Origin of the sequence: Pseudomonas sp. 5C2, from assembly GCF_034314155.1 — a bacterium.
Taxonomy (GTDB): domain Bacteria; phylum Pseudomonadota; class Gammaproteobacteria; order Pseudomonadales; family Pseudomonadaceae; genus Aquipseudomonas.
Map to the genome: position 1 here is coordinate 774,536 of NZ_JAVIWH010000003.1, position 26,238 is coordinate 800,773.

Below are 26,238 nucleotides of genomic sequence, written 5' to 3' on the forward strand. Positions count from 1 at the left end.
AACCGCCGTCCAACAAATCCATAAGAACAGGGCCACAAAAACAATGAACAACAGCCTGTCTGAAAGCCCCAACCTATCACGTCGGGGCGTGCTGAAAATCGGCCTGTGCGCCAGCGCCTTCCTGTCCTCTGCCGGGCTCGCGGCGAGCCTGAGCGGTTGCTCGGCCAACACGCCTGCCAGCGGCTTTGCCGTATTACGCAGCAGTGATCTGCCATTCCTGCGCGCACTGATTCCAGTGATGCTCAAAGGCAGTCTGGGTGAGATTGCGCTACCGAACGCCATCGCGGGCACCCTGCAAAGCATCGACGCCAGCCTTGATCGACTGTCGCCGGAGATGCTCAAACTGACGCAGCAACTGTTCGATGTACTGGCGCTGCCCGTCACCCGAGGTCCATTGACCGGTGTCTGGGGCGGCTGGGAAAATGCCAGCCCGTTGCAGATGACGGCCTTCCTCAATCGCTGGGAAAACAGCGCATTGAGCCTGTTACGCATGGGCCATGGCGCCTTGCTGAAGCTGGTGACGATGGCTTGGTACAGCCGCCCGGAATCGTGGGCGCATTGCGGTTATCCCGGCCCGCCGACTGTTTGAACCACACATGCCCCACCCCCCCAATAAAAATAAATAGATCGAGGCCCTATGCCGGTTCCTGATGTGTTTCGAGAAGGCCTTGCCCGTGGCTGGAAAACCTACAGCGGCGCGCAATTGACCCATGACCTGACGCTGGAGGCGGATGTCGCGATCATCGGCAGCGGCGCTGGCGGTGGCACCACGGCAGAAATCCTCAGCGCGGCTGGCTATAAGGTATTGCTGATCGAAGAAGGCCCGTTGAAAACCAGCAGCGACTTCAAGATGCTCGAAGATCAGGCTTATTCCAGCCTTTATCAGGAAGGCATCGGCCGCATGAGCAAGGATGGCGCGATTACCATCCTCCAGGGACGAGCCGTCGGCGGCACCACGCTGATCAACTGGACGTCGAGCTTTCGCACCCCCGAACCAACCCTGGAACACTGGGCCAAAGAACACGCGGTCAAAGGCCACAGCGCAGCCGAAATGGCGCCGTGGTTCGCCAAAATGGAACAGCGTCTGGGCGTTACCCCGTGGGTCATGCCACCCAACGCCAACAACGATGTGATCCGCAACGGATGCGAGCAGTTGGGTTACAGCTGGAAAGTCATCCCGCGCAATGTACGCGGCTGCTGGAACCTAGGGTATTGCGGCATGGGCTGCCCGACCAATGCCAAACAATCGATGCTGGTCACGACCATCCCCGCGACTCTGGATAAGGGCGGCGAGCTGCTGTACCTGGCCCGCGCAGAACGGCTGGTGATCAAAGGTGACAAGGTTGTCGGCCTGCAATGCGTGGGCATGGATGAGCGCTGTGTGGCGCCCAACGGTCGCAGTATCACAGTCAAGGCAAAGCACTACGTACTGGCCGGTGGCGGTATCAACAGCCCTGCCTTACTGATGCGCTCCGACGCCCCGGACCCGGACAAGCGCGTGGGCAAGCGCACGTTTCTGCACCTGACGAGTTTTTCCGCAGCGTTGTTCGACCGGGTGATTAATCCGTTTTACGGCGCACCGCAGTCGATTTATTCCGACCATTTCCAATGGACCGACGGTGCCACAGGGCAGATGTCTTACAAGCTCGAAGTACCGCCCCTGCAACCGGCGCTGGCCAGCACGCTGCTCGGCGGCTTCGGCCAGGAAAACGCAGAGCGCATGGCCCAACTGCCTAATACCCACATGATGCTGGCCTTGATGCGTGACGGTTTTCACCCGGGCAGCCCGGGCGGCAGCGTGGAACTGCGCGGCGACGGCACGCCAGTGCTCGATTATCAGGTGTCGTCTTACGCCTGGGATGGCATTCGCCGGGCTTATCACAGCATGGCCGAGATCCAGTTTGCTGGCGGAGCTAAGGCGGTGATGCCGGTACACGAAGACGCTGGCTACGTGAAAAGCCTGGCCGAGGCACGATCAGTCATCGACGGTTTGAGCATGGAAACGTACCGCACCCGACTGGGCAGCGCCCATGTGATGGGCGGTTGTGCCATGGGTGAAGAGCCAAAAACCGCTGTATGCGATAGCCTTGGCCGGCATCATCAGTTGAGCAATCTGTCGATCCATGACGGCTCGTTATTTCCCACCAGTATCGGTGCCAACCCGCAACTTTCGGTCTATGGACTGACCGCGCAACTGGCGACTTTGCTGGGTGAAAGGCTAAGATCTGCTTAGATGCGTAGCACCGGAAGGCGCTGTAAAAGCGGCGGAAACGCCTCATTTGCCAAAGCAATAATGCCCCTGCTATCCATAAGCCGACTTGGCCCACCGGGATTGCTGCGCTACCATCCGACTCCCCAACGGACTCCGACCAGGACGACGCGATGAACCGAGTGTTGTACCCAGGCACCTTCGACCCTATCACCAAGGGCCATGGCGATCTGGTCGAACGCGCCTCGCGCCTGTTCGACCAAGTGGTCATCGCGGTTGCTGCCAGCCCGAAGAAAAACCCGCTGTTTCCCCTGGAACAGCGCGTGGCGCTGGCCCGAGAGGTCACTAAACACCTGCCCAATGTCGAGGTGGTAGGTTTCTCCACCTTGCTGGCGCACTTCGCCAAAGAGCAGCACGCCAACGTGTTCCTGCGCGGGTTGCGGGCGGTATCGGATTTCGAATACGAGTTCCAGCTGGCCAACATGAACCGCCAATTGGCCCCGGACGTGGAAAGCCTGTTCCTTACACCGTCCGAGCGTTATTCGTTCATTTCCTCAACGCTGGTCCGTGAAATCGCGGCACTGGGCGGCGATATCACCAAGTTTGTACACCCGACGGTAGCTGAGGCGTTGACCGAACGGTTCAAACGCTAAGGTGCATCGGACGAACTAATGCGGCACAATTCGCCGCATTAGTTTTCATATGCCCCGGCGCTGCCCGTGGCAGGAGTGCTTCATGTCCCTGATCATCACCGACGACTGCATCAATTGCGACGTCTGCGAACCCGAGTGCCCGAACGAGGCAATTTCTCAAGGTGAGGAGATCTACGTGATCAATCCGAACCTGTGCACCGAATGCGTTGGCCATTACGACGAACCGCAGTGCCAGCAAGTCTGCCCCGTGGATTGCATCCCGCTGGATGAAACCCACGTCGAGAGCAAAGACGAACTGATGGCCAAATACCTGATTTTGACCCACAAAGCCTAGCCCCTTCGACGCTCCTGCACTCGCCAGCCGGGCTGCACTGCCTGTCGACAAAAGCGAGTTCCGGATGACCCGTACGCTGAATCGTCTCCCCTCCCTGCTCGGCGCCCTGCTCCTGCTGTGCGCCCTTGCCGCTCAGGCCAAGGCACCGCAACAGGCCGCCATCGCCAGCCCCCATCCGCAAGCCACAGCCGCCGGTCGAGAAATATTGTTCATCGGCGGCAACGCGTTCGACGCTGCCGTGGCGGTCAGTGCCGCGCTGGCGGTGGTCGAGCCTTATGCTTCCGGGCTGGGCGGTGGCGGGTTCTTCCTGCTGCGGCAAAGCGCTGAGCCGATTCGCTATCAGTTCCTTGATGCCCGCGAACGCGCACCACTCCAGGCCAACCAGAGCATGTATCGCCGCGACGGCAAGGTACAACCCACGCTGTCGCTCAACGGCCCACTGGCCGCCGCCATTCCGGGCTTGCCAGCGGCGCTGGTCGAACTGGCCGAGCATTACGGTAAACTGCCGCTGAAAACCTCGCTGGCCCCGGCCATCCGCTTGGCGTATCAGGGGTTTGCCGTCGATCCTGTTTACCGGGAGCGCGCTGGCTGGCGTTTGTCCGCCTTGCGCGACGACCCGGAGAGCACCCGGCTGTTTCTGCGCCACGGGAACATCCCGGCGCTGGGCGAGATCATCAAACAACCGGAACTGGGGCTGACCCTTGATCGTTTTGCCGACAAGGGGCGCGCCGGTTTCTACGAAGGCCTGACCGGTCAGGCGCTGGTCAAAGGGGTCAGGTCCGCTGGCGGCATCTGGACAGACGACGATCTGCAGCGCTATCGAGTGGTTGCCCGCGCGCCGCTACGCTTCCCATTAGCGGATAATCGCGAGTTGATCAGCGCCCCGCCACCCTCCGCAGGCGGCATCGCGCTGGCCCAGAGCCTGACGATGTTGCAGCAGTTGCCGTGGCGTGAGGCCGACAAGGTGCAGCGTGCCCACTACGTGGTCGAAGTCCTGCGCCGGGCTTACCGCGACCGAGGCTTGCTGGGCGATCCGGATTTCGTCAGCAACCCATTGGCCCATGTACTTGATCGCGACTACCTAAAGCAGCTGGCTCGCGACATCGACCCACACGACGCGACGCCCAGCGCCAGCCTGCCGCCTGCGCCTAAATGGCGTGAGGGCGATCACACCACTCATTTCGCCATCCTCGACAGCGAGGGCAATGCGGTCGCTGCGACGCTTTCGGTGAATCTGCCGTTCGGGTCAGCCTTCAGCGTGCCCGGTACTGGCGTGGTATTGAATAACGAAATGGACGACTTTGCCGCCGACCCGCAAGGCAGCAACGCTTACGGTCTGGCCGGCAGCCAAGCGAACGCCATCGCGGCGGGCAAGCGGCCGCTGTCGAGCATGAGCCCAAGCTTTATTGAAAGTCCAACCGAGTTCAGCGCCTTCGGCACACCGGGCGGCAGCCGTATTCCGAGCATGGTGCTGCTGTCGATCCTGCAATACCTGGACGGACAACCCGTTGCGACATGGCCTGCCGTGCCGCGCTATCACCACCAGTATTTGCCGGATGTTATCGAGTACGAACCCGACGCCTTTTCTCCAGAGCAACTGACTGAGCTGCAAGCACGCGGCTACAGCCTCAAGGACACCAAGCGCGCCTATGGCAATCAGCAGGTGCTGTTCTGGAACAAGGACAACGCCAAGGTCGAAGCCGCGAGCGATCCTCGCGGGCTTGGGATTCCAGCAGTGTTCGACCCGACAGTCAGGCAAGCCGCGCCTTAGCGTTTATCGCGACGCCGGTTATTCGCGTTTGTTGTAGCCATCGCCCGTACAACCCAGGCAGCGGACGAACGCGGACTTACCAGGGTCCACCACCAACGCCTTGCCCGCGTCGCCAATGCCACCGCCAGTTGCGGTAAACGGCAGCGCCACCACGAACAGTACGGCACCCACCAGAGTTGCCGCGATCAGCAAAGGCCGGGCAATCAACAGGTCGCCGATCATGGCGTAGGCCGGCGGCGCTTCGAGGGAGTAGGTTGGATCTCCGCTCCCGTGTGACTCTGCTTGAGCCTGTGCAGGCAGCACCTGCAATCCGAACAGCAAGGCCAAGGCAACAGCGAGGGTACGAAACGGACTCATGGCGTGATCCTTCAAGCTCAACGGTAGTAATGATCGTCACTATAAACAGCGGCGCTGGTTACGCAAGGTTTGCAGCTGTCAGATGCCATTTCAGGCAGGCGCGGGCAAGGCCGCGATTACAGGATATCTATGTCTGGCAACGCGGGCAGTACACGCTGGTACGTTGACCGAGTTTTACTTCGCGCAACTCGGTACCGCAGACTTTGCACGGCTGATGGCCGCGACCGTAAACGAACAGCTCCTGCTGAAAGTAGCCGGGCTGACCATCGCCGCCGATAAAATCCTTGAGGGTGGTGCCGCCGCGCTCGATGGCGTGGATAAGAATGCGCTTGATCTCGATCGCCAGCTTCATATAACGCGCCCGGGAGATGCTCTTAGCCTCGCGACGCGGGTCGATACCGGCGGCAAACAAGGCTTCAGTCGCGTAAATATTACCGACTCCGACCACCACCGCGTTGTCCATGATGAAAGGTTTGACCGCCATTAAGCGTCCCCGGGAACGTTCGAACAGACGTTCCCCATCGAACAGCTCGGTCAACGGCTCCGGCCCGAGACGAATCAGCAATTCGTGATTGAGCGGGTCAAGGCTCCAGAGCATCGCACCAAAACGGCGCGGGTCGGTGTAGCGCAGGGCCATGCCCGACTCCAGCTCGATATCCACATGCTCATGCTTGGCCGCAGGCAATCCGGCGTCGACCAGACGCAAATTACCCGACATGCCCAAATGACTGATCAACGTTCCGACCTCGGCATTGATCAACAGGTACTTGGCGCGACGCGCCACCGATACAATCCGCTGCCCGGACAGGCGCACGTCCAGGTCCTCGGGGATCGGCCAGCGCAAACGCCGGTCACGAACGATCACGCGACTGACGCGCTGACCTTCCAGATACGGCGCGATGCCCCGGCGGGTGGTTTCGACTTCAGGTAATTCAGGCATTGGCGACCCGGACAAAGGAACGAGTGATCGGGCTAGCGGACGCCCAACTCGTGAATGGATTCTTTGAGGTTCTCAAAGTCGTAATCGGAAAGCCCCACGTAATCCAGAATCAGATGACCGATGCTGTTCCACTCATGGTCTTCACCCTGATTGCCCAGCACCCGATAGGACGCACAGACATGTTCGGCCATTTTCAGGATCGCCAGCAAGTTCTTCAGTTGGCTGTTGTGACCCGACTCGTCCTGGAAGATCGCCAACGCATTGTGATGGTTGGCAATAGCGTTGCTGACATGCTCCGGCAAACGCCAGGACTTGGCGGTGAAATAACCGACCACGGCATGGTTGGTATTGAATGTATGGTTCTCTGTGTCCACCACACGACAGGTCGGGCTCGCCTTGGCGTAAGCGTCTTCCAACACACTCATGTAGTTGGGGAAGCGCTTGAGCATCAGCGGAATGCCACAGTCATGGAACAGCCCCAGCGCATAGGCCTCGTCCACCGCCTGTGAGCCGGTGCGTTTGGCCAGCGTCAGGCTGGTCATCGCCACATCCTGCGCGGAGTCCCAGAAACGGTTGAGGGTAACGATGGTTTCGTCGGTCATCTCGCCCTTGATCGACTGCGCGTTGATCAGGTTGATGATCGAGGCACTGCCCAGCAGATTTACCGCGCGCTCAATCGAGGCGATTTTATTGGTCAGGCCGTAATACGGTGAATTAACGATTTTCAACAATGCGCCGGACAAGCCCGGATCCTGCGCGATCAACCGGGCAATCGCCCCCAGGTCCGGATCAGGCATGTATTGCTCCATCTGCAAATCCACCATGATCTGCGGCTGTGGCGGCACACTGATGCCTTGCAAGGCCTGCTGAATCTGCTCGGTGGTTAGCGCTTGGGACATAAATACACACTCAGGACTAGGCGGCAATTTTAACCTTTGTGGAGGGGCATCCGACAACACTCAGAACGATGCAATAGACTCCGCCAGTGGTTTATTCCAGTGATCCGGGCCCCGAGCGTGGATGACGCGTTATAATCTCGCTCTTTTTTCCGGAGCGACGTCATGTCCCTGCCTAGCTTGCGCCTCAAAGCCAATGCCGACCGTCGCTTGCGCGCCGGCCACTTGTGGGTCTACAGCAACGAAATCGATGTAGCCGCCACCCCGCTCAACGGCTTTGCTGCGGGCGATCAAGCCATTCTGGAAGCTGCCGGCGGCAAGCCGTTGGGCATTGTGGCAATGAGCCCCAACAACCTGATCTGCGCACGCCTGCTGTCCCGCGACATCAAAGTGCCGCTGGATAAATCGTTGCTGGTACACCGCCTGAACGTCGCGCTGTCGTTGCGCGAACGCCTGTTCGACAAGCCTTATTACCGCCTGGTGTTCGGCGACTCCGACCTGCTGCCGGGTCTGGTGGTCGATCGTTTTGGCGACATCCTAGTGGTGCAACTGGCTTCCGCCACCATGGAAAACCACAAGGACGACCTGCTCGCGGCCTTGATTCAAGTAATCAAGCCGAGCGGTATCCTGTTCAAGAACGACTCCGCCGCACGCGATGCCGAAGGCCTCAACCGTTACGTCGAGACCGCCTTCGGCCTAGTGCCTGAGTGGGTTGCGCTGGAAGAGAACGGGGTGAAATTCGAAGCGCCGGTCATGGCCGGACAGAAAACCGGCTGGTTCTATGACCACCGCATGAACCGCGCGCGCATGGCACCGTACGTCAAAGGCAAACGCGTCCTGGACCTGTTCAGCTACATCGGCGGCTGGGGCGTGCAAGCGGCCGCTTTCGGTGCCAGCGATGTCACCTGCGTCGACGCATCTTCCTTCGCGCTGGACGGCGTTGAACGTAACGCGGCACTCAACGGTTTCACCGACAAAGTGGCGTGCATCGAAGGCGACGTGTTCGAAGCATTGAAGGAGCTGAAAAACGGCGAAGAGCGTTTCGACGTGATCGTTGCTGATCCACCGGCCTTCATCAAACGCAAAAAAGACCTGAAAAACGGCGAAGGAGCTTACCGCCGTCTCAACGAACAGGCCATGCGCCTGCTCAGCAAAGACGGGATTCTGATCAGCGCTTCCTGCTCGATGCACCTGCCGGAGGACGACCTGCAAAACATCCTCCTGACCAGCGCCCGCCATCTGGACCGCAACATGCAGTTGCTGGAACGCGGCGGCCAAGGCCCGGACCACCCGGTGCACCCGGCGATTGCCGAAACGCGCTATATCAAAAGCATGACCTGCCGGTTGCTGCCAAACAGCTGATCACTGCTTCTCGGCCAATCGCGGGCAAGCCCGCTCCTACTGTAGGAGCGGGCTTGCCCGCGATTAAGGTCGGAACGACCTTCGGCATTCCTTCCTGGCGCCGCAGGTGTAGAATCGCCTTTATTCATCGCCAGTCATCCCCGGCGGGTTTATGAGCTCAGGCCGAGCGCGCGGCGATCCCGTGGCGTCATCGGTTCACCGCAGCATCCGGTCACTGCCGGGTGTCTGTGTCGTCAATAGAAGCTCTCTCCCTTTCCTGATACCTGATTTGCCGCCAGGAGCGCTCCATGCCTGATTACCGCTCGAAAACGTCTACCCACGGCCGCAATATGGCCGGTGCTCGCGCTTTGTGGCGCGCCACCGGGATGAAAGACGCCGACTTCAAAAAACCGATCATTGCCATCGCCAACTCGTTCACCCAGTTCGTGCCCGGCCATGTGCACCTCAAAGACATGGGCCAACTGGTCGCTCGCGAAATCGAACGCGCCGGTGGCGTGGCCAAGGAATTCAACACCATTGCCGTGGATGACGGCATCGCCATGGGTCACGACGGCATGCTGTATTCGCTGCCGAGCCGCGAGATCATCGCCGACTCCGTGGAATACATGATCAACGCCCACTGCGCCGACGCCATCGTCTGCATTTCCAACTGCGACAAAATCACCCCCGGTATGTTGATGGCCGCCTTGCGCCTGAATATCCCGGTGATCTTCGTGTCCGGCGGCCCGATGGAAGCTGGCAAGACCAAACTGGCCAGCCACGGTCTGGACCTGGTCGACGCGATGGTGATCGCCGCTGACTCCGAAGCCAGCGATGAAAAAGTCGCCGAATACGAGCGCAGTGCGTGCCCGACATGCGGCTCTTGCTCCGGCATGTTCACCGCCAACTCGATGAACTGCCTGACAGAAGCCCTGGGCCTTGCGCTGCCGGGCAACGGTTCGCAACTGGCGACCCACAGCGACCGCGAGCAACTGTTCCTGCAGGCTGGCCGCACCATCGTCGACCTGTGCCGCCAGTACTACACCGAGAACGATGAGTCGGTACTGCCACGTAATATCGCCAACTTCAAAGCCTTCGAAAACGCCATGACCCTGGACATCGCCATGGGTGGCTCGACCAATACCATCCTGCATTTGCTGGCGTCGGCACAGGAAGGTGAAATCGATTTCGACTTGAAGGACATCGACCGTCTGTCACGCAAAGTGCCGCAACTGTGCAAGGTCGCGCCGAATATCCAGAAGTACCACATGGAAGACGTGCACCGTGCCGGCGGGATTTTCAGCATCCTCGGCGAACTGGCTCGCGGTGGCCTGCTGCACACCGATCTGCCGACCGTCCACAGCAAGACCATGGCCGAAGGCATCGCCAAATGGGACATCACCCAGACTGACGACGAAGCGGTACACACCTTCTTCAAGGCTGGTCCTGCGGGCATTCCGACCCAGACTGCATTCAGTCAGTCGACTCGTTGGGAAACCCTGGATGACGACCGTGAGAACGGCTGTATCCGCAGCGTGGAACACGCGTATTCGCAAGAAGGCGGCCTGGCCGTGCTGTACGGCAACATCGCGCTGGACGGCTGCGTGGTGAAAACCGCAGGTGTCGATGAGTCGATCCATGTCTTTGAAGGCAACGCGAAGATCTTCGAAAGCCAGGACAGCGCCGTACGCGGCATCCTCGCCGACGAAGTGAAAGCCGGCGACATCGTGATCATCCGTTACGAAGGTCCGAAAGGCGGCCCGGGCATGCAGGAAATGCTCTACCCGACGTCGTACCTGAAATCCAAAGGTCTGGGCAAAGCCTGCGCCTTGCTCACCGACGGTCGCTTCTCCGGCGGCACCTCGGGCTTGTCCATCGGCCACGCATCGCCAGAAGCAGCAGCAGGCGGCGCGATTGGTCTGGTACGCGATGGCGATAAAGTGTTGATCGACATTCCGAACCGCTCGATCAATCTATTGATCAGCGATGAAGAAATGGCCGGACGCCGTGCCGAGCAAGATGCCAAAGGCTGGAAGCCGGTCGAGAAGCGCCCGCGCAAAGTGACCACTGCTCTGAAGGCCTACGCCCTGCTGGCGACCAGCGCCGACAAAGGTGCAGTGCGTGACAAGGCGATGCTTGATAAGTTGATGCCGTAAGACCGTCATCGCGGACAAGCCCGCTCCTACAGTAGGAGCGGGCTTGTCCGCGATGCAGTCACCTCGGTTTTACTGAATCTCCTCCGGTTTCACGATCACCCAATTCTTGTCCGCCGTGACGGCCAGGCCTTCTTTGGCTTGGGCAGCCGCGTTTGTGGTCATCATGCCGTTGAGCTGAGTCATGTACTTGTCTTTGCGGTTGACCCACAAATGGACACCGCCCTTACTGACGTCGACGCTGTGAAACAGCATGTAGCCGTCACTGGTTGGGGTGTCGCCACCCACCAGCACCGGTTTTTTCCACTGGTCGATGTACGTCAGGATTGCCGCTTGTTTACCTGCCATCCAGGTTGCAGGCGTCCACAGGTACGGCGTCAGCTCCAGACCCAGGTTGCTCTTCTCATCGTATTTGCCCGCTGTGATCTGCTTGCGCGCAGTCGTCAGTTCGCCTGTCGTGCGATTTTTCAGTAGCGTGGTCACGCCAATCACATTCTGCGGTTTGACGTTGTAGCCGTACTTGGGATCAGCCGCGACCATGCGCACCAACTCCTCTGAAGCAGCGGTCATCACGTAGACCTCGATGCCGTTCTCCATCAGCTTGTTGTACAGCTCGGCCTGCCCGGTGAAAACCTTGGGTGGCTGGACGTCGATATTTTTGACCGTATCGCCATCGTAATACGTGCTCGGCACCGGTTTGCCCGACGCCATCAGCTCATCGACGTAACCTTTGAGTTCCGCGAGCGTGAACCCGGAGAACACCTGAGCCACCCATGGGTAGCACACCATGTCGTCGATTTCACACAGACGGTAGTAGTAGCTGAACAGGCTTTCCTTGTGGTCGGCCGTGTCCTTGAACGGGATCAATTTAAGAGAGGGATCGAGGCTTTCGCGGGTGATCAGGCCCTTGTTTTCCATGAACGGCAGCAGCGACTCTTCCAGATCGTAGCGGTAGCTGGTGTTGTCCATGTCGAACACGGCGAAGTTACCCTTGTTGGCGTTGGCTTCGATCATGGCATTGAGCTGCTTGGCCGCAGGTGCGGGCCAATGGGTCAATTCGGTGGCAAACGTCTGGCTGGCGAGCGCTACGCTCAGTCCCAACGTCAGCACGGCGGCAAACAGTTTTGGCGCGAGATTCATAACGGGGTCCCTCCTCAAGGTTGAAGACTGACCGTAGCAAAATCTCGTGACATCTCTAGCGCATCAACGACCGCCCGTGTCGTGAAGACGTCATGCTGATAACGATTCGCGACACGCGCGTCAAAAACGACAAGGCCCACAAGGGATCTGTGCCTGGGTTTACATTTTTTCCCACACTTCAAAGCTGTAAGCCGGCTTGTCGTCCTGCGCCGGGTTAGGGGTGTTGGACACCAGCCTCCACTGCGCGGTATCGAACTCGGGGAACCAGGCATCGCCTTCAGGGCTGAGCGCCACGCGGGTCAGATACAGGCGGTCTGCCTGCGCCAGGCCTTGCGCATACAACTGCGCCCCGCCAATCAGCATCACTTCATCGACGCCCTGCTCCCGCGCCCATTGCTCGGCACGAACCACAGCGGCGTCGAGTGAGGTAAACACTTCCGCGCCTTCGAGCTGCAGATCGGCCTGGCGACTGACCACCAGGTTCAACCGCCCCGGCAAGGGCCTGCCCAGCGAATCCCAGGTCTTGCGGCCCATGATGATCGGCTTGCCGAGGGTCGTCGCCTTGAAGTATTTGAAGTCCCCCGGCAAATGCCAGGGCATGGAATTGTCGACACCGATCACACGGTTTTCACCGAGGGCGGCAATCAGGCTGAGGGGGAGATGAGTTTTCATGGGCGCGAGGATAGCAGAAGCGAGTGTTTGCCCCGAGCCCGGCCACAGAGGTTATGCTCACGGCTGACTTTATCGACGAGACGCCGCGTGACTGCTCTGACCCCTCTGGATAGCCTCTGGCTGACTGAAGCCGTGCGCCTGCGCGAAGAACACGCGGGCCCTCTGGAAGACCTGGAGGCCAATCGCCGCGCGCGCACCACCGCAGGCGACTTGCCGACACGCATTCAGAACCGCGCCCTATGGCTGGCCGAGCGCGATGGTTTGCTAAACGCTCTGCATCACTGGAAACAAGGCGCGCGACTGGCATTGATTGTCCTGGCCATTATGGTGGTGATCACCGGGGCCGGCCTGGCATTTGCGGCACTGGGCAACGGGCAAGCGCCGGTCAATGTGTTCTGGGCCTTGGGCAGTCTGCTGGGGCTCAACCTGATCCTGCTGCTCAGTTGGGCGCTAAGCATGCTGTTCGCCGGGGAAAGCACGGCCAGCCTTGGTCGGCTGTGGTTATGGCTGAGTGAAAAGCTCGCCCGCGATGCCCAGGCGGCGCAACTGGCGCCCGCGCTGGTCTTATTGTTGCAACGTCAACGGCTGAACCGTTGGGCGTTGGGCATGGTGGTCAACGGCGCGTGGCTGCTGGCGCTGCTCAGCGCGCTGGTGATTCTGCTGATGCTGATGGCGACCCGGCGCTATGGGTTTGTCTGGGAAACCACTATTTTGCGGGGGGATACGTTCGTCACCGTCACCCAGGCCCTCGGCGCGCTGCCCGCGTTGCTGGGGTTTAGCGTACCGACTGAAACCATGATCCGCGCCAGCGGCGACACGGCATTGAGCATCGAAAGCGCGCGCCAGGCGTGGGCGGGCTGGTTGGTCGGCGTATTGCTGGTCTATGGGATCGTCCCACGCCTGCTGTTGGCCCTGGTCTGCCTGTGGCATTGGCGACGTGGCCGTGCCGCCCTCAGCCTCGATCTGAACATGCCCGGTTACAGCCAGCTTCGCGAACGCCTGATGCCCAGCAGTGAGCGCCTGGGTATCAGCGATGCCGCGCCCGAGCAACTGCACAGCACGCAATCAGGCACGGTAGCGCTCGACAGCGACGGCGCGTTGCTGGTCGCCATCGAGCTCGACGATCAGCGCCCATGGCCGCCGAGTCTGCCGAAGAGCGTCATAGACGCGGGGATTCTCGACAGCCGCGAATCCCGACAAAAGCTGCTCGATCAACTGACCCGCTTTCCACCTGCGCGTCTGACCATCGCGTGCGACCCGCGCCGCTCGCCGGACCGTGGCAGCCTGGCGCTGATTGCAGAACTGGCCCGTTGTGCCGGGGCAACGCGGATCTGGCTGCTGCAAGCACCGCCCGGCCAGGCACTGGACGCAGAGCGCTTGGGCGACTGGCATTCAGCCCTGCAAAAGCTCGACATCACTTACGCCGACAGCGCGCCGCTGAAGTGGCTGGAGACCGGCCATGACTAAAGCGCTCAAGCTGGCGGTGGTTGGCCACACCAATGTCGGCAAAACCTCGTTGCTGCGCACCCTGACCCGCGATGTCGGTTTCGGTGACGTCTCACACCGCCCCAGCACCACGCGGCACGTGGAAGGCGCTCGGTTGTCGGTAGACGGCGAGGCCCTGCTGGAGCTTTACGACACGCCCGGCCTGGAAGATGCCATCGCCCTGCTCGACTATCTAGAGCGCCTGGACCGTCCCGGCGAGCGTCTGGATGGACCGGCACGCTTGGCGCGTTTTCTCGACGGCAGCGAAGCTCGCCAGCGCTTCGAGCAGGAAGCCAAGGTGCTGCGCCAGTTGCTGGCCTCGGATGCCGGCTTGTATGTGATCGACGCACGCGAACCGGTGCTGGCCAAATACCGTGATGAATTGGCGGTGCTGGCCAGTTGCGGCAAACCTCTGCTGCCGGTGCTGAATTTTGTCAGCAGTGCCGAACACCGCGAAGCGGACTGGCGCGAAGCCCTGGCGCGTCTGGGCCTGCATGCGCTGGTGCGATTCGACAGCGTTGCGCCACCGGAAGATGGCGAGCGTCGACTGTACGAAAGCCTCGCCCTGCTGCTGGAAAATTCCCGTGAGCAACTGCAACGGCTGATTATCGACCAGCAAGCGCAACGTCTGGCGCGCCAGCAAAGCGCGGCTCGCCTGATCGCTGAACTGCTGCTGGATTGTGCCGCTTGCCGTCGCAGCGTGGCCACCGGATCAGGTCAGGAACAAATCGCCATCGACGCGCTGCGCAAGGCCATTCGCCTGCGCGAACAACGCTGCGTCGAAGCCCTGCTCAAGCTGTACGCCTTCCGCCCGCAAGATGCTGCCGCCACTGACCTGCCGCTGCTGGACGGGCGTTGGGGCGACGATTTATTCAACCCGGAAACCCTCAAGCTGCTGGGCGTACGCCTGGGCGGAGGGATCGCCGCGGGCGCCGCAGCCGGAGCTGGTGTGGATTTGCTGGTGGGCGGGATTACTTTGGGCGCCGCAGCATTGGTCGGGGCGATTGCCGGTGGCGCGCTGCAAACAGCCCGCAGCTACGGCTCACGCCTGCTTGGCAAGCTCAAGGGCCAGCGCGAGCTGACGGTCGACGACGCAGTGTTGCGCCTCCTCGCCCTGCGCCAACGGCAATTACTCCAGGCCCTTGACGTACGCGGTCATGCCGCCATGGATAGGATCACCCTGAGCGCCCCGCAGGACAAAGCCTGGCGTGAAGGGAAACTCCCCGACAGCCTGCAAAAAGCCCGCGCCCACCCGCAATGGTCATCCCTCAACCCGCATCCGCGCCTGACCCAGGCCGAGCGGCAGGAGCAGATTGAAGCGCTGGCCAAGTTGCTGACAGACGCCTGATACCATCCACTTGAACGGTGCCGACAGTCGTATAGGTAATTTTTACTTACGCGAATTCCGCCAGCCCCGGTATCATCCCGCGCCCGATACACCCGGAACCTGAGCACATGAAGCCCAACCTGATCGCCGCCGCAGAAATCGACCGAATCGATACCTGGGCCAAATACTCCAGCACCATGTGCGGTGGCTGCGTATCCAGCTGTTGCACCTTGCCGGTGGAAGTGAAGATCAAGGATTTGATCCGCATCGGCATCGTCGACGAATTCGAGCGCGGCGAACCGGCGAAGAACATTGCCAAGCGCCTGCAAAAGGAAGGGATCGTCGAGCGCTATAACCAGAAGTCGGAAATATTCACCCTGCAGCGCATGAGCAACAACGATTGCCTGTACCTGGATCGCAAAAGCCGACTGTGCACGATCTACGAAAAACGTCCCGACACCTGCCGCAACCATCCAAAGATCGGTCCGCGACCAGGGTATTGTGCCTACGTGCCAAAAACTCCTGAGCGTAAGGTCGCCGACAACACACTGTACATTTTTTGACCTGATCGTCTTTCCCGGTCAGATGGCCTGCGTCTGATACGTCTACCCGGCCATCGCCCCTTGTGCCCACGCTCGCACCTGCGCGTAAGGGTAATTCTCGAGCGCGGCAAAACCCTTGATGCCGCGTGCTTTGAGTTTGGTGAACAGCGGCACGCTGATCCCACAGAGAAACCGGGTCAGGCATTCGGCACTGGGGGCGCTGCCACTGTAGTCCTGGTGCCTGTGCACGAACTCGTCGCATAGCCCATGAAAACTGTCTCCAACCAAGGCCGGCAATGCCGGCGGCTCAGGCAAGCGAGCGATATGGCCGTGGCACACTGAACAGTGTCCGCACTGTTCAGGCGCCTGATAATCGCCAAAATAAAGAGCCAGGCGATAACTCAAGCACTGCTCGGTCGCAAACAGGTCGAGCATGGCGTGGATACGGGCGATTTCCGTGACTTCGTGCTGCTTGAAATAGTCGTGCAGCTCAAGGGCTAGCGCTTGAGGGTCGAAGTCGCAGATGAGCAGGCTATACACCTCGGTCATCTGCTTGCTTTCCAGCTCGATCCAGCCTTTCTCCTGGAAATAATCCAGTGCGGTAACCACCCTGCTCCGTTCGGCCTGGTGCTGCTGATACAACGCCTCGAAACTTACCGTCGCCCACGTCCGCGCCCGACTCGAGGTCTCGATAATCGCCTCGACGAACTGCTTCCGCTCGCCTTCGAAGCGCTGCAATAACACCTCGGGTTCGATCAGAAACTTGAAACGGTATTCAGCAAAATAAGAAAAACGCGGCGCGATAATCTCGCGCAATTCCAGTTGCACCAACAAGGTTTTCAGCGGCAGTTGACGGATATTGCTTTGATCGGCCAAGGGCCCCAGGAGCAATTCCCATTGCCCGTCCACGCTCGCCGTCAGCAGCTCATCGAGGACGTTACGAATGCCCGCGTACTCCGGCGTATCGCCGTAAACAAAGTTCTCCAGCACGTTAAGGCTGTCGCGGTTGGCCAACACCAGACAGTCAGACGGCTGACCGTCACGCCCCGCCCGGCCAATCTCCTGGCTGTAATTCTCGATCGATTTCGGCAGATCGAAATGCACGACATTGCGGATATCGCTCTTGTCGATGCCCATCCCGAAAGCGATGGTTGCCACGATGCAGTTCAACCGCCCCGCCATGAATTGCTGCTGGATCGACTCACGTTGATCATGGGGCAAACCGGCGTGATACGCGCTGGCCGCAATGCCGTTCTGGCTCAGGTGCGCGGCGATCTGTTCGGCAGTCTTCTGCAGGGTCACGTAAACGATGGTCGGCTGACCGCCCCGCTCGCCTAACCACTCCACCAGCCGCCGACGTTTGTCGCGGCCACTCACCGGCTCCACCAGCAGATTGAGATTGGGACGGTAGAAACCGGTGGTCACCACATTGTCCGGCGCGATGGCGAACTTGGCCTGCATGTCGGCGATCACCTGGGGCGTGGCTGTCGCGGTCAGCAACAATGCCTGCGGAATCTTGAACTGACGCTGGTAGTCCGGCAGCTTGAGGTAGTCCGGGCGAAAGTTATGGCCCCACTCGGAAATGCAGTGCGCTTCGTCCACCACCAACAACGAAATCGGCACCTGCGCGATGAAATGACGAAAACGCTCGTTTTTCAGGCGCTCCACGGAAATCATCAGAATTTTCAATTCACCTGAGCGGGCACGCGCCATCACCTGCGCCACCTCATCGCGACTTTGCGCCGAATCGATACTCGCCGCCGCAATGCCATGGCGCTGTAAAAACGCCAGCTGATCCTGGATCAACGCCAGCAAGGGCGACACCACCAGTGTCAGGTGCGGTAACAACAACGCCGGCAACTGATAGCACAACGACTTGCCCGAGCCCGTCGGAAAAATAGCCGCCGCCGAACGCCCCGCCAGCACCGCCACAATCGCCGCTTCCTGCCCAGGACGAAACTGTGGATAGCCGAAAACCTGTTCAAGACTTTTATACATAAGCTGCCACTCCATTGACCGCCGGGAAGGTGTTAGACCTTAACGCGAAGCGGTTGATTGCACACGCATGAGGGCGCACCTGGATCGTCTCGGGAAATTTCATCCTATTCTCTTGGTAAGCAGTGCTGGCAAACTGATATCAGTCGGTTTAACCTTCCCGCAAGAACATTGCAGGGGTCAGGCTGTCGTCGAAAAGCAGAGCACACCGTGCTAGACGGCTCGCCCAACAAGCGAAAATGGATATCATGAAACAACCGGATGATGACGGCCTCACGCGTATTCAACGCTTAAGCCCTGAGCACTTCGATGTCGTACTCGGTGCCCACCCCGGCAAGCGTAAAGCCGCAGACCCTCCAGCACCCAAATCCTTTACCCGACTGGCGATGTATCTCATCATTCTGGTGATCGGCACCTACCTGCTCGCCACCCAACTTCACACCAGCAAAACGAGCGTTAACGCAGCACCGGCCAAGGTCGTTCACGAGTAGCCGTCGCCGCGAACATCTGCGCCACACCCACGGAACGACGAACGGATGCCATGAAACGCCATAATCAGGACGATTTCACCCCTCACGACGACTTCAGTGCCGACTATAACGACGCCCCGCCCGGGCTTCGTCGTAAAAAGAACATCACCGCCTCGACCCTGTACCGAAACGTCTTCGCCCTGCTCGCCTTATTCACAGTCGTTATCTACCTTCTGACCCACCGCTCTGACTTCGGCCTACCACTCACCGCTAGGTCAGTCGACGTTCAGGTCCCCATTGCGCAGCCGCCAACGGCACCTGACGACATCGCGTCAGTCACCCCCACCTTTCAAACCATCAACGTCCCAGCCCGCGCCCCGCAAGCCCTCACCGACTGCATCAAGCCCGGGAACGTCATCGACGCAAGCGTTGTCACCTGTCGCTACGGCGAATTCCCACAACCTAGCCAGAAACAGCATGCGCAAGGCATGGTCTCTGCCGAGTACCTGGCGCAATACGAGACCGACAAAATCAACCGTCGAAACCGTCCCGGCCGCAACATCGATCAAGGCATCAACCAGGCATGGGTCCACCAATGGGACGGACGCGGCAGCTATCTCGCTCAATGGACAACCTACGGCAACCGCATCGACGGCAGCAGCGTCTGCGGCAACCATCGACGCGGTTCAATCGAATATCGGGAATGTCGCAAGGGCGCAAAGGTGTACTTCAAAGAGGAATGCAGAGCGTGGAGCAAGCGCTGGGAGAGTGGTCGAGCGGACTTGAGCAAGGCGATGGAGGAACGGTATTGCAGTGCGGCTAACGGGTTTAGCCCTATGGGGTGAACCCTGCTATAGGCGAAATCCTGAAAACTCAGTCAAAAAAAACCGCCCCTAAAGGCGGTTTTTTATTCATCCAGCAACCATCACATCAAAGCTGAGGACCGGCATTTTTGATCGCGTCTGAAACATCAAACTTCTTGAAGTTCTCAACGAACAAACCTGCAAGTGCTTTAGCCGATTCGTCGTAGGCCGCTTTGTCTGCCCAGGTGTTGCGTGGGTTGAGCAATGCGGTGTCTACGCCTGGGACCAACTTCGGTACGTCGAGGTTGATGATGCCCAGGTGTTCGGTTTCTACGCCGATCAGTGCGCCACTCTGGATGGCTGCGATGACGCCACGGGTGGTCGGGATGTTGAAGCGTTTGCCAACGCCGTAGCCGCCGCCGGTCCAGCCGGTGTTGACCAGATAGACCTTCGAGCCGAAGCCGCGGATGCGCTTGATCAACAGTTCAGCGTATTCGCCAGCTGGGCGCGGGAAGAACGGTGCGCCGAAGCAGGTAGAGAAGGTCGACTTGATGCCGCTGCCCGAACCCATTTCAGTGGAACCAACCAGTGCGGTGTAACCCGACAGGAAGTGGTAGGCCGCTTGTTCTTCGCTGAGGATCGACACTGGCGGCAGAACGCCGGTCAGGTCGCAGGTCAGGAAGATCACTGCGTTTGGCTCGCCACCGAGGTTCAGCGGTGCGCGTTTTTCGATCAGTTCACGCGGGTAAGCGGCGCGGCTGTTCTGGGTCAGGCTGTCGTCGGCGTAGTCGGCTTTCTTGGTGACTGGGTCGAGTACGACGTTTTCCAGCACGGCGCCGTGCTGGATGGCTTTCCAGATAACCGGCTCGTTCTTCTCGGAGAGGTCGATGCACTTGGCATAGCAACCGCCTTCGATGTTGAACACAACGCCAACGCCCCAGCCGTGCTCGTCGTCGCCGATCAGGTAACGGCTTTCGTCAGCGGACAGGGTGGTTTTACCGGTGCCGGACAGGCCGAAGAACAACGTTACGTCACCCTCTTCGCCCATGTTGGCAGCACAATGCATCGGCAGAACGTCGACTGCTGGCAGCAGGAAGTTTTGTACCGAGAACAGGGCTTTTTTCATTTCGCCGGCATAACGCATGCCCGCGAGCAGGACTTTCTTGGCCGCGAAGTTGATCATCACGGTGCCGTCGGAGTTGGTGCCATCACGCTCAGGCTCACAGACGAAGGCCGGGGCATTGATGACCTGCCATTCGGTGTGGCCGGACGGGTTGTACTGTTCAGGGTTGATGAACAGGCTCCGGCCGAACAGGTTGTGCCATGCTGTCTCGGTGGTCATTTTGACCGCGAGGTAGTGCGCGGGGTCAGAACCTACATGAACGTGGGACACAAAACGCTCGCGCTCGCCCAGATAGGCTTCAACGCGGTTCCACAGGGCATCGAACTTGTCGGCCGGGAACTTGCGATTGATCGGGCCCCAGGCGATGGCAGCCTGAGTGGTTGGCTCTTCAACGATGTAACGATCAATCGGCGAACGGCCGGTACGGTGACCGGTTTGCACGACCAGCGCGCCAGTATCGGCAAGTACGCCTTCACCGCGATTCAGGGCTTCTTTAACCAGATCATCGATGCACAGATCGGTGTAAACGGCGTTATTAGCTTGCGTCATGAGGTTCCCCGTCGGCCACTGGCCGAGTGCTCCAAACGTTTTGTAGTAGAAATTCCCACACTACTACAGCGGAAAAAGTGGGCAGGATTATGCCAGAAACACCGAAAATAAGGTAGGACCCTCCTGTCAGAACAGCTGCGAAGCGTCCCGTACGGCGTTTCAAGGCGTATTAGCCTATGTTTAATGGCGCGTATCAGATGGCGAATCCACGCCCCCGCCAGAGAACAACTGCGCAACATCAGTGGCATCGAACAAATAGCGTTGATTGCAGAACTGACAGTCGATTTCGATGCTGCCGTTATGCTCGATCACCAGTTGTTGCGCGTCTTCCAGGCCCAGACTGACCAGGGCATTGCCCGAGCGCTCTCGCGAGCAGCTGCAGCGGAACTGTATCGGCTGAATATCGAACATGCGTACCGCGTCTTCGTTGAAGAGGCGATGCAGCACGGTTTCATTGTCCAGGCTGAGTAACTCTTCGCCGGTCAGGGTGCTGGCCAGCGTCGTGACATGCTGCCAACTGGCGGCGCGGTCTTCCGGGTCGGTCAGGCGGTCGGCGGGCAGTTGCTGCAACAGCAAGCCACGGGCGCGCGTGCCGTCGGCGTTGAGCCAGAAACGCGTTTGCAATTGTTCCGACAGGGCAAAGTACGACGTCAGGCTTTCCGACAGGTCAGCGCCGTCCAAAGCAACGACACCTTGATAGCGCTTACCCTGACGAGGATCGACGGTCAGGGTCAGGGTGCCGTCGGGCATCAAGTCTCGCAGTCCCGCGTCAGGGGCTATCTGCTCAGCGTCGTAACGCGCAATGCCGCGTATTTCACGGTCGCTGGAGCATTCCACCATTAGCAACGACACCGGCCCGCTAGAGTTCGCCTGAAGTACCAGCAACCCGTCGAATTTAAGGGTGCCTACCAGCAAAGCCGCAGCCGCGAGCAGCTCACCGAGCAACTGGGCGACCGGCTCGGGGTAGTCATGTTTGGCCAGCACCCCAGCGTAACTACGCTCCAGCGCGACCAGCTCGCCGCGCACATCGCTTTCTTCAAAAATGAAACGCTGGGTGTAATCGTTGTCCGGAAAATCAGGCATAAGAAAAGGTATCTAAAGTGATGACAAAATAAGGAAAAGCGCTGACTAAACGCTATTTAGCACCTGATAACCGGGTGCTGTAAGCCATGCCGACGGAAGGCATTTTATGAACAATCCCGAATTCTTCCAAGACAGATCGAATGCCGTCGGGATGACGGCGTTTTAAAGGTGACGCCGGGTTCAATCGTCACTGCCCGTGTCGCGAAACTGATGAAGCTGCCGACGCTGCTTCTTGGTCGGTCGCCCTTCAGTGCTGATGCCTAAACCGCCCGCTTTGCGCATGGCCGCAGCGTTTTCACGCTTGGCGATGCTTTCGGCTGTCTCGGCATAAAGCGCCTGCGCTTCTGGCGCACCACGGCGTGTGGTCGATAATGCCTGAACCACCACCGTGCGCTCATCAAAACCTGCACGAATCTGAAACTCGTCGCCGATGCGCGGCTCCTTGCCGGGCTTGCAGCGCTCTCCCCGCCAATGGACCTTGCCGCTTTCTATAGCCGCCTTGGCCAAGGCGCGAGTTTTGAAGAATCTCGCCGCCCAAAGCCATTTGTCCAGGCGAACTTTGTCGTCCTCTTCTGGTTTTTGTGCCATCAGAATTCCTCAATCGTGCAATAGTCGGAACTGTACTACGTCACGTCGAGCAGGCGGCAAACCAATCCCTGGATTAATATGCCGCCTATGTTGAAGGTCCCTTTCGCACCGGAGTGCTACGTGACTGATTTCCCAAGCTCGTTGACCTCTCCTAAAGTGGGTTGCCAAGGATGCCAAAGCAGCCCCGCCCTGGATTTTACCTTTGCGTTTGCCTATCAACCGATTGTCGATCTACGCGACCGCTCGGTGTTCGCCCATGAAGCACTGGTGCGTGGCACCAACGGCGAAGGGGCGTTGTCGATCCTCAGCCAGGTCAACGAGCAGAATCGCTACCGTTTCGACCAACGTTGCCGCACACAGGCGATTCAGGGGGCCGCACAGCTCGGCATGAAAGAAAATCTGTCGATCAACTTTATGCCCAGTGCTGTCTATCGTCCCGAGCTGTGTATCCGCAGCACACTGGAAGCAGCCAAGGAACATGATTTCCCGCTAAACCGGCTGATTTTCGAGACCCTGGAAAGCGATCATTTAGATAACAATCGCCATTTGACCAATATTCTGCGTGAATACCGCGAATTCGGCTTCAAGACAGCCATCGACGATTTTGGCGCGGGGTATTCCGGGCTTAATTTGCTGGCCGACTTTCAGCCAGATCTGATCAAACTCGACATGGCGCTGATCCGCGATATCGATCACGATCGCGTTCGGCAGATTATCGTTCGTGGGGTTGTCACAATCTGTGAAGAGTTAGGCGTTACAGTCATCGCCGAAGGCATCGAAACGCCTGGGGAGCGAGACTTTCTGGCTGACTGCGGGATTTTCCTGATGCAAGGCTTCTGGTTCGCCAAACCTGCATTTAAAGCCTTGGCCCAGATAGATCCTGGTGCTTGGCGGACTGTTTGAGGCGTACGGAATCGTTTTGAAAACATTTGATCATTTAACGGTCGTTGGCCTTCGCGAGTGGGTGGCGCTGCCTGATTTAGGGGTGGCTGGCCTGCGCGCGAAAATCGATACCGGGGCGAGCACGTCAAGCCTGCACGCGACCGAGATCGAGCCGTTCGAACGCGATGGGGAAAAGTGGGTGCGCTTCAACGCGCACCTCGGCACGGTGGTGCAACTGCGCCATCGCCGTTGCGAAGCGCAACTGGTCGCGATGAAAACCATAAAAAGCTCCAATGGCCAGGCACAGGTCCGCTACGTCATCCGCACCACCCTGGCGTTGGGTGATCGGGTCTGGCCGGTGGAGTTCACACTGGCCTGCCGTAAAGCCATGCGCTATCGGCTGCTGCTCGGCTCAAACGCTTTGATCGACGGCCAGTTGGTAGTCAATCCAGGCATTACATACGTTCAGGACAAGCCGGCATTCCCGGCCTCTACTACCTCTACCAAAGGTGCTGCATGAAGATCGCTGTGCTGTCGCGTAACCCGCGTCTGTATTCCACCCGTCGCCTGGTCGAAGCGGGCATCGAGCGTGGCCATGAGATGGTGGTGATCGACACCTTGCGCGCTTATATGAACATCGCCAGTCATAAGCCGCAGATCCACTACCGCGGCAAGCCGCTGGAAGGTTTTGATGCGGTGATCCCGCGGATTGGTGCTTCGGTGACGTTCTATGGCTGCGCCGTGCTGCGTCAGTTTGAAATGATGGACGTCTTCCCGCTCAACGAGTCGGTCGCTATCGCGCGCTCCAGGGACAAGCTTCGCTCGCTGCAATTGCTTTCCCGCCGTGGCGTCGGCCTGCCGGTCACCGGTTTCGCGCACTCCCCGGACGACATCCCCGACCTGATCCAGATGGTCAACGGCGCCCCCTTGGTGATCAAGGTGCTGGAAGGGACTCAAGGCATTGGTGTGGTGCTGTGCGAAACGGCCACTGCCGCCGAATCGGTGATCGAGGCTTTCATGGGCCTGAAGCAGGACATCATGGTTCAGGAGTACATCAAGGAAGCCGGCGGTGCGGATATTCGCTGCTTCGTGGTCGGCGACAAGGTCATCGCCTCAATGAAGCGTCAGGCAAAACCGGGGGAGTTTCGCTCGAACCTGCACCGTGGCGGCAGCGCCAGCCTGATCAAAATCACACCCGAAGAGCGCATGACGGCCATCCGCGCCGCCAAGGTCATGGGGCTGAGCGTGGCGGGCGTGGATATCCTGCGCTCCAATCACGGACCGTTGGTGATGGAAGTGAACTCGTCACCGGGCCTTGAGGGTATCGAAACCACCACCAACAAGGACGTTGCCGGGATGATCATTGAATACCTGGAGAAAAACAGCGGCCCGAACATGACACGGACCAAAGGCAAGGGCTGACAGAACGGATAAAACACAAGACCTGTCCGGAGTGTCAGGTCTTGTTGAGCAGGAAGAGTAACAAAGAGTCTTCGCGAGTGAATTCGCTTCCACAATGGATGGATCGGGAGCGAAGTCAGCGCATAACGTTTAAACCGCATCCCTCGGCAACATCAGCCCCAATGGCAAGCGCACTCGCGCTTCCAGGCCGCCCCCAGAACGATTTCGCAGCTCGACATTGCCACCATGCATGGCCGCAATACGCTTGACGATGGCCAGGCCCAGACCGGTGCCTTTGCCGCTACGCGCACGGTCGCCACGGATGAAGGGGTTGAAGATACCCTCCAGCTCCGACGGATCGATCCCGGCGCCCCGGTCGAGCACACTCAGCACCACATAGGGTGCATTGGCGTCACCTGACACATAAGCAGCGACTTCAATGCCGTTACCGGCATGGTGCATGGCGTTGCCGATCAGGTTGTTCAGCAAGCGCTTCATCGAAACCCGACGCAACGGGAAAGGTGGAATCGGCTCCAGACACAACCGAATCTGCTCGGTCGGATGGTTGAACGGCGCCACCACTTCACGCACCAGATCGCTCAGGTCGACGTCTTCGACTTCCTCATCACGCCCGTCGCGAATAAACGCCAGGAATTGATCAAGGATTGCATCCATGTCTTCGATATCGCGGACCATGCCATCGGTCAGTTCATTCTCTTGCGTCATCAACTCAAGGGACAAACGCAAGCGGGTCAAGGGGGTTCGCAAGTCGTGGGAGACCCCCGCCAACATCAATTCCCGCTCCTGCCCGGCCTGCTCGACATCCTCGGCCATCTGGTTGAAGGCGCGGTATACCTCGGCCATTTCGCTGGGCGTGTCGCTGATCGGCAATCGCACACTGCGCCCTTGCCCCAACTGACGGGCAGCAAAGACCAGACGCTTAAGCGGCTGATTAAGCTGTCGAACGAAGATCCACGCAGAGGCTGTGGACAACAAGCCAATGGCGAGGAACCAGCCCAGCACACTCCAGATTTTCTGGCCGCGCAGTGGGTGCGGGTACAACGGTACTTTCAGCCAACCGTCACCCAGGCTTGGGGCCCGCACCCACAAGGCTGGCGGCGCATGCACCCGCAGACGCACTTCGGTGTCCGCACCCAACTCGGCTTGCATCTGACGCTGATAAATCTCGCTGTACGGCCAATGTTGCTCGCCTTCGGGCACGCCGCCGCCGACCACCCGAATCAACCCGGCAGCCTCGGCAATCGCCGAGCGATCATGCTCATCCGCCGCCCAATAGGCGCGTAAGGTCAACGCAACACCGTGACTGTATTGCCTGTCGACCAGCACGTCCTCGTTCATCAATAGATAAACCAGGGTCAGTGCCTTGGAGAACAGCACGACAATCAACACCAGCCACAGAGTGCGAGAGAAGAAGCTTTGCGGGAACCAGAGCGGGGTTTTCATTGCAGTCGCTACACACTTTGCAGGCGCGAGCCAGGCTCGCAAAAATGGCGAAGCGCGATT

25 protein-coding genes are annotated in these 26,238 nt (G+C 59.4%); 15 read left to right on the forward strand and 10 right to left on the reverse strand.

The window, feature by feature from the left end; all coding sequences use genetic code 11:
• Positions 1–43 precede the first annotated feature (43 nt).
• The 5 genes from RGU44_RS18380 (at position 44) to ggt (ending at position 4,967) form a co-directional block, all read left to right on the forward strand.
• Positions 44–589, forward strand: coding sequence for a twin-arginine translocation pathway signal protein (locus RGU44_RS18380; RefSeq protein ID WP_322218463.1), 546 nt, complete (start codon positions 44–46; stop codon positions 587–589).
• 48 nt (positions 590–637) lie between these two features.
• Positions 638–2,233: a GMC family oxidoreductase gene (locus tag RGU44_RS18385; protein ID WP_322218465.1), complete on the forward strand. Its 1,596-nt coding sequence runs from the start codon at positions 638–640 to the stop codon at positions 2,231–2,233.
• A gap of 149 nt (positions 2,234–2,382) precedes the next feature.
• The gene (gene coaD / locus RGU44_RS18390; protein WP_322218467.1) at positions 2,383–2,862 is read left to right on the forward strand and encodes a pantetheine-phosphate adenylyltransferase; all 480 of its coding nucleotides are present in this window, start codon (positions 2,383–2,385) and stop codon (positions 2,860–2,862) included.
• A gap of 82 nt (positions 2,863–2,944) precedes the next feature.
• Positions 2,945–3,196, forward strand: coding sequence for a YfhL family 4Fe-4S dicluster ferredoxin (locus tag RGU44_RS18395; RefSeq protein WP_219062877.1), 252 nt, complete (start codon positions 2,945–2,947; stop codon positions 3,194–3,196).
• A gap of 64 nt (positions 3,197–3,260) precedes the next feature.
• Positions 3,261–4,967, forward strand: a complete 1,707-nt coding sequence (gene ggt, locus RGU44_RS18400; RefSeq protein WP_322176899.1) for a gamma-glutamyltransferase — start codon at positions 3,261–3,263, stop codon at positions 4,965–4,967.
• Positions 4,968–4,985: 18 nt separating this feature from the next.
• Here ggt and RGU44_RS18405 read toward each other — a convergent pair whose 3' ends face one another.
• From RGU44_RS18405 to RGU44_RS18415, 3 genes are all read right to left on the reverse strand, one after another.
• Positions 4,986–5,324 (reverse strand): multidrug transporter, encoded by a 339-nt coding sequence (locus RGU44_RS18405; protein ID WP_322176900.1) that lies wholly within the window; start codon positions 5,322–5,324, stop codon positions 4,986–4,988.
• A gap of 127 nt (positions 5,325–5,451) precedes the next feature.
• The gene (gene mutM / locus RGU44_RS18410) at positions 5,452–6,264 is read right to left on the reverse strand and encodes a bifunctional DNA-formamidopyrimidine glycosylase/DNA-(apurinic or apyrimidinic site) lyase (protein WP_322218470.1); all 813 of its coding nucleotides are present in this window, start codon (positions 6,262–6,264) and stop codon (positions 5,452–5,454) included.
• A gap of 32 nt (positions 6,265–6,296) precedes the next feature.
• The gene (locus RGU44_RS18415) at positions 6,297–7,109 is read right to left on the reverse strand and encodes an HDOD domain-containing protein (protein ID WP_322182928.1); all 813 of its coding nucleotides are present in this window, start codon (positions 7,107–7,109) and stop codon (positions 6,297–6,299) included.
• A 216-nt stretch (positions 7,110–7,325) separates the two neighbouring features.
• On the opposite strand from RGU44_RS18415, the gene RGU44_RS18420 reads away from it, so the two are divergent.
• Positions 7,326–8,522, forward strand: coding sequence for a class I SAM-dependent rRNA methyltransferase (locus tag RGU44_RS18420; protein ID WP_322176902.1), 1,197 nt, complete (start codon positions 7,326–7,328; stop codon positions 8,520–8,522).
• Positions 8,523–8,809: 287 nt separating this feature from the next.
• Positions 8,810–10,657, forward strand: coding sequence for a dihydroxy-acid dehydratase (gene ilvD / locus RGU44_RS18425; RefSeq protein ID WP_322218473.1), 1,848 nt, complete (start codon positions 8,810–8,812; stop codon positions 10,655–10,657).
• A 69-nt stretch (positions 10,658–10,726) separates the two neighbouring features.
• Here ilvD and RGU44_RS18430 read toward each other — a convergent pair whose 3' ends face one another.
• Together RGU44_RS18430 and RGU44_RS18435 are read right to left on the reverse strand one after the other, a co-directional pair.
• On the reverse strand, positions 10,727–11,794 hold the full coding sequence (locus RGU44_RS18430) for a haloacid dehalogenase-like hydrolase (RefSeq protein ID WP_322176905.1): 1,068 nt from the start codon (positions 11,792–11,794) through the stop codon (positions 10,727–10,729).
• A 159-nt stretch (positions 11,795–11,953) separates the two neighbouring features.
• On the reverse strand, positions 11,954–12,466 hold the full coding sequence (locus RGU44_RS18435) for a dihydrofolate reductase (RefSeq protein ID WP_322176906.1): 513 nt from the start codon (positions 12,464–12,466) through the stop codon (positions 11,954–11,956).
• Between the two features lie 87 nt (positions 12,467–12,553).
• On the opposite strand from RGU44_RS18435, the gene RGU44_RS18440 reads away from it, so the two are divergent.
• From RGU44_RS18440 to RGU44_RS18450, 3 genes are all read left to right on the forward strand, one after another.
• Positions 12,554–13,933, forward strand: coding sequence for a DUF2868 domain-containing protein (locus RGU44_RS18440; RefSeq protein ID WP_322176907.1), 1,380 nt, complete (start codon positions 12,554–12,556; stop codon positions 13,931–13,933).
• The gene (locus RGU44_RS18445; RefSeq protein ID WP_322218476.1) at positions 13,926–15,299 is read left to right on the forward strand and encodes a DUF3482 domain-containing protein; all 1,374 of its coding nucleotides are present in this window, start codon (positions 13,926–13,928) and stop codon (positions 15,297–15,299) included. Before RGU44_RS18440 ends, RGU44_RS18445 begins: the two co-directional genes overlap by 8 nt.
• 107 nt (positions 15,300–15,406) lie before the next feature.
• Positions 15,407–15,841: a YkgJ family cysteine cluster protein gene (locus tag RGU44_RS18450; protein WP_219062893.1), complete on the forward strand. Its 435-nt coding sequence runs from the start codon at positions 15,407–15,409 to the stop codon at positions 15,839–15,841.
• Between the two features lie 42 nt (positions 15,842–15,883).
• Here the strand turns inward: RGU44_RS18450 and RGU44_RS18455 are convergent, their stop codons facing one another.
• A complete protein-coding gene (locus RGU44_RS18455; protein ID WP_322218479.1) occupies positions 15,884–17,818 on the reverse strand; it encodes an ATP-dependent DNA helicase RecQ in 1,935 nt (644 codons plus the stop codon).
• A gap of 236 nt (positions 17,819–18,054) precedes the next feature.
• On the opposite strand from RGU44_RS18455, the gene RGU44_RS18460 reads away from it, so the two are divergent.
• Positions 18,055–18,306, forward strand: coding sequence for a hypothetical protein (locus tag RGU44_RS18460; protein ID WP_322176910.1), 252 nt, complete (start codon positions 18,055–18,057; stop codon positions 18,304–18,306).
• Between the two features lie 50 nt (positions 18,307–18,356).
• Positions 18,357–19,130 (forward strand): hypothetical protein, encoded by a 774-nt coding sequence (locus RGU44_RS18465; protein ID WP_322176911.1) that lies wholly within the window; start codon positions 18,357–18,359, stop codon positions 19,128–19,130.
• An 85-nt stretch (positions 19,131–19,215) separates the two neighbouring features.
• On the opposite strand, the gene RGU44_RS18470 is transcribed toward RGU44_RS18465, so the two are convergent.
• From RGU44_RS18470 to RGU44_RS18480, 3 genes are all read right to left on the reverse strand, one after another.
• Complete coding sequence (locus RGU44_RS18470; RefSeq protein WP_322218482.1) at positions 19,216–20,760, reverse strand: phosphoenolpyruvate carboxykinase; 1,545 nt, start codon at positions 20,758–20,760, stop codon at positions 19,216–19,218.
• A 180-nt stretch (positions 20,761–20,940) separates the two neighbouring features.
• Positions 20,941–21,843 carry an Hsp33 family molecular chaperone HslO gene (gene hslO, locus RGU44_RS18475; protein ID WP_322176913.1) on the reverse strand — a complete coding sequence of 301 codons (903 nt, stop codon included), beginning with the start codon at positions 21,841–21,843 and terminating at the stop codon, positions 20,941–20,943.
• Between the two features lie 180 nt (positions 21,844–22,023).
• Positions 22,024–22,431, reverse strand: a complete 408-nt coding sequence (locus RGU44_RS18480) for an RNA-binding S4 domain-containing protein (protein WP_322176914.1) — start codon at positions 22,429–22,431, stop codon at positions 22,024–22,026.
• A gap of 120 nt (positions 22,432–22,551) precedes the next feature.
• Here RGU44_RS18480 and RGU44_RS18485 point away from each other — a divergent pair, with 120 nt between their 5' ends.
• From RGU44_RS18485 to rimK, 3 genes are read left to right on the forward strand one after another with little or no spacing between them, the layout of a single operon-like run.
• A complete protein-coding gene (locus RGU44_RS18485; protein WP_322176915.1) occupies positions 22,552–23,334 on the forward strand; it encodes an EAL domain-containing protein in 783 nt (260 codons plus the stop codon).
• A gap of 16 nt (positions 23,335–23,350) precedes the next feature.
• Positions 23,351–23,833 (forward strand): ATP-dependent zinc protease, encoded by a 483-nt coding sequence (locus tag RGU44_RS18490; protein ID WP_219062902.1) that lies wholly within the window; start codon positions 23,351–23,353, stop codon positions 23,831–23,833.
• Positions 23,830–24,735 carry a 30S ribosomal protein S6--L-glutamate ligase gene (gene rimK / locus RGU44_RS18495; protein ID WP_219062904.1) on the forward strand — a complete coding sequence of 302 codons (906 nt, stop codon included), beginning with the start codon at positions 23,830–23,832 and terminating at the stop codon, positions 24,733–24,735. The genes RGU44_RS18490 and rimK overlap by 4 nt, the downstream gene beginning before the upstream one ends.
• A 129-nt stretch (positions 24,736–24,864) precedes the next feature.
• Here the strand turns inward: rimK and RGU44_RS18500 are convergent, their stop codons facing one another.
• Complete coding sequence (locus RGU44_RS18500; RefSeq protein WP_322176916.1) at positions 24,865–26,178, reverse strand: ATP-binding protein; 1,314 nt, start codon at positions 26,176–26,178, stop codon at positions 24,865–24,867.
• Between the last annotated feature and the right edge of the window lie 60 nt (positions 26,179–26,238).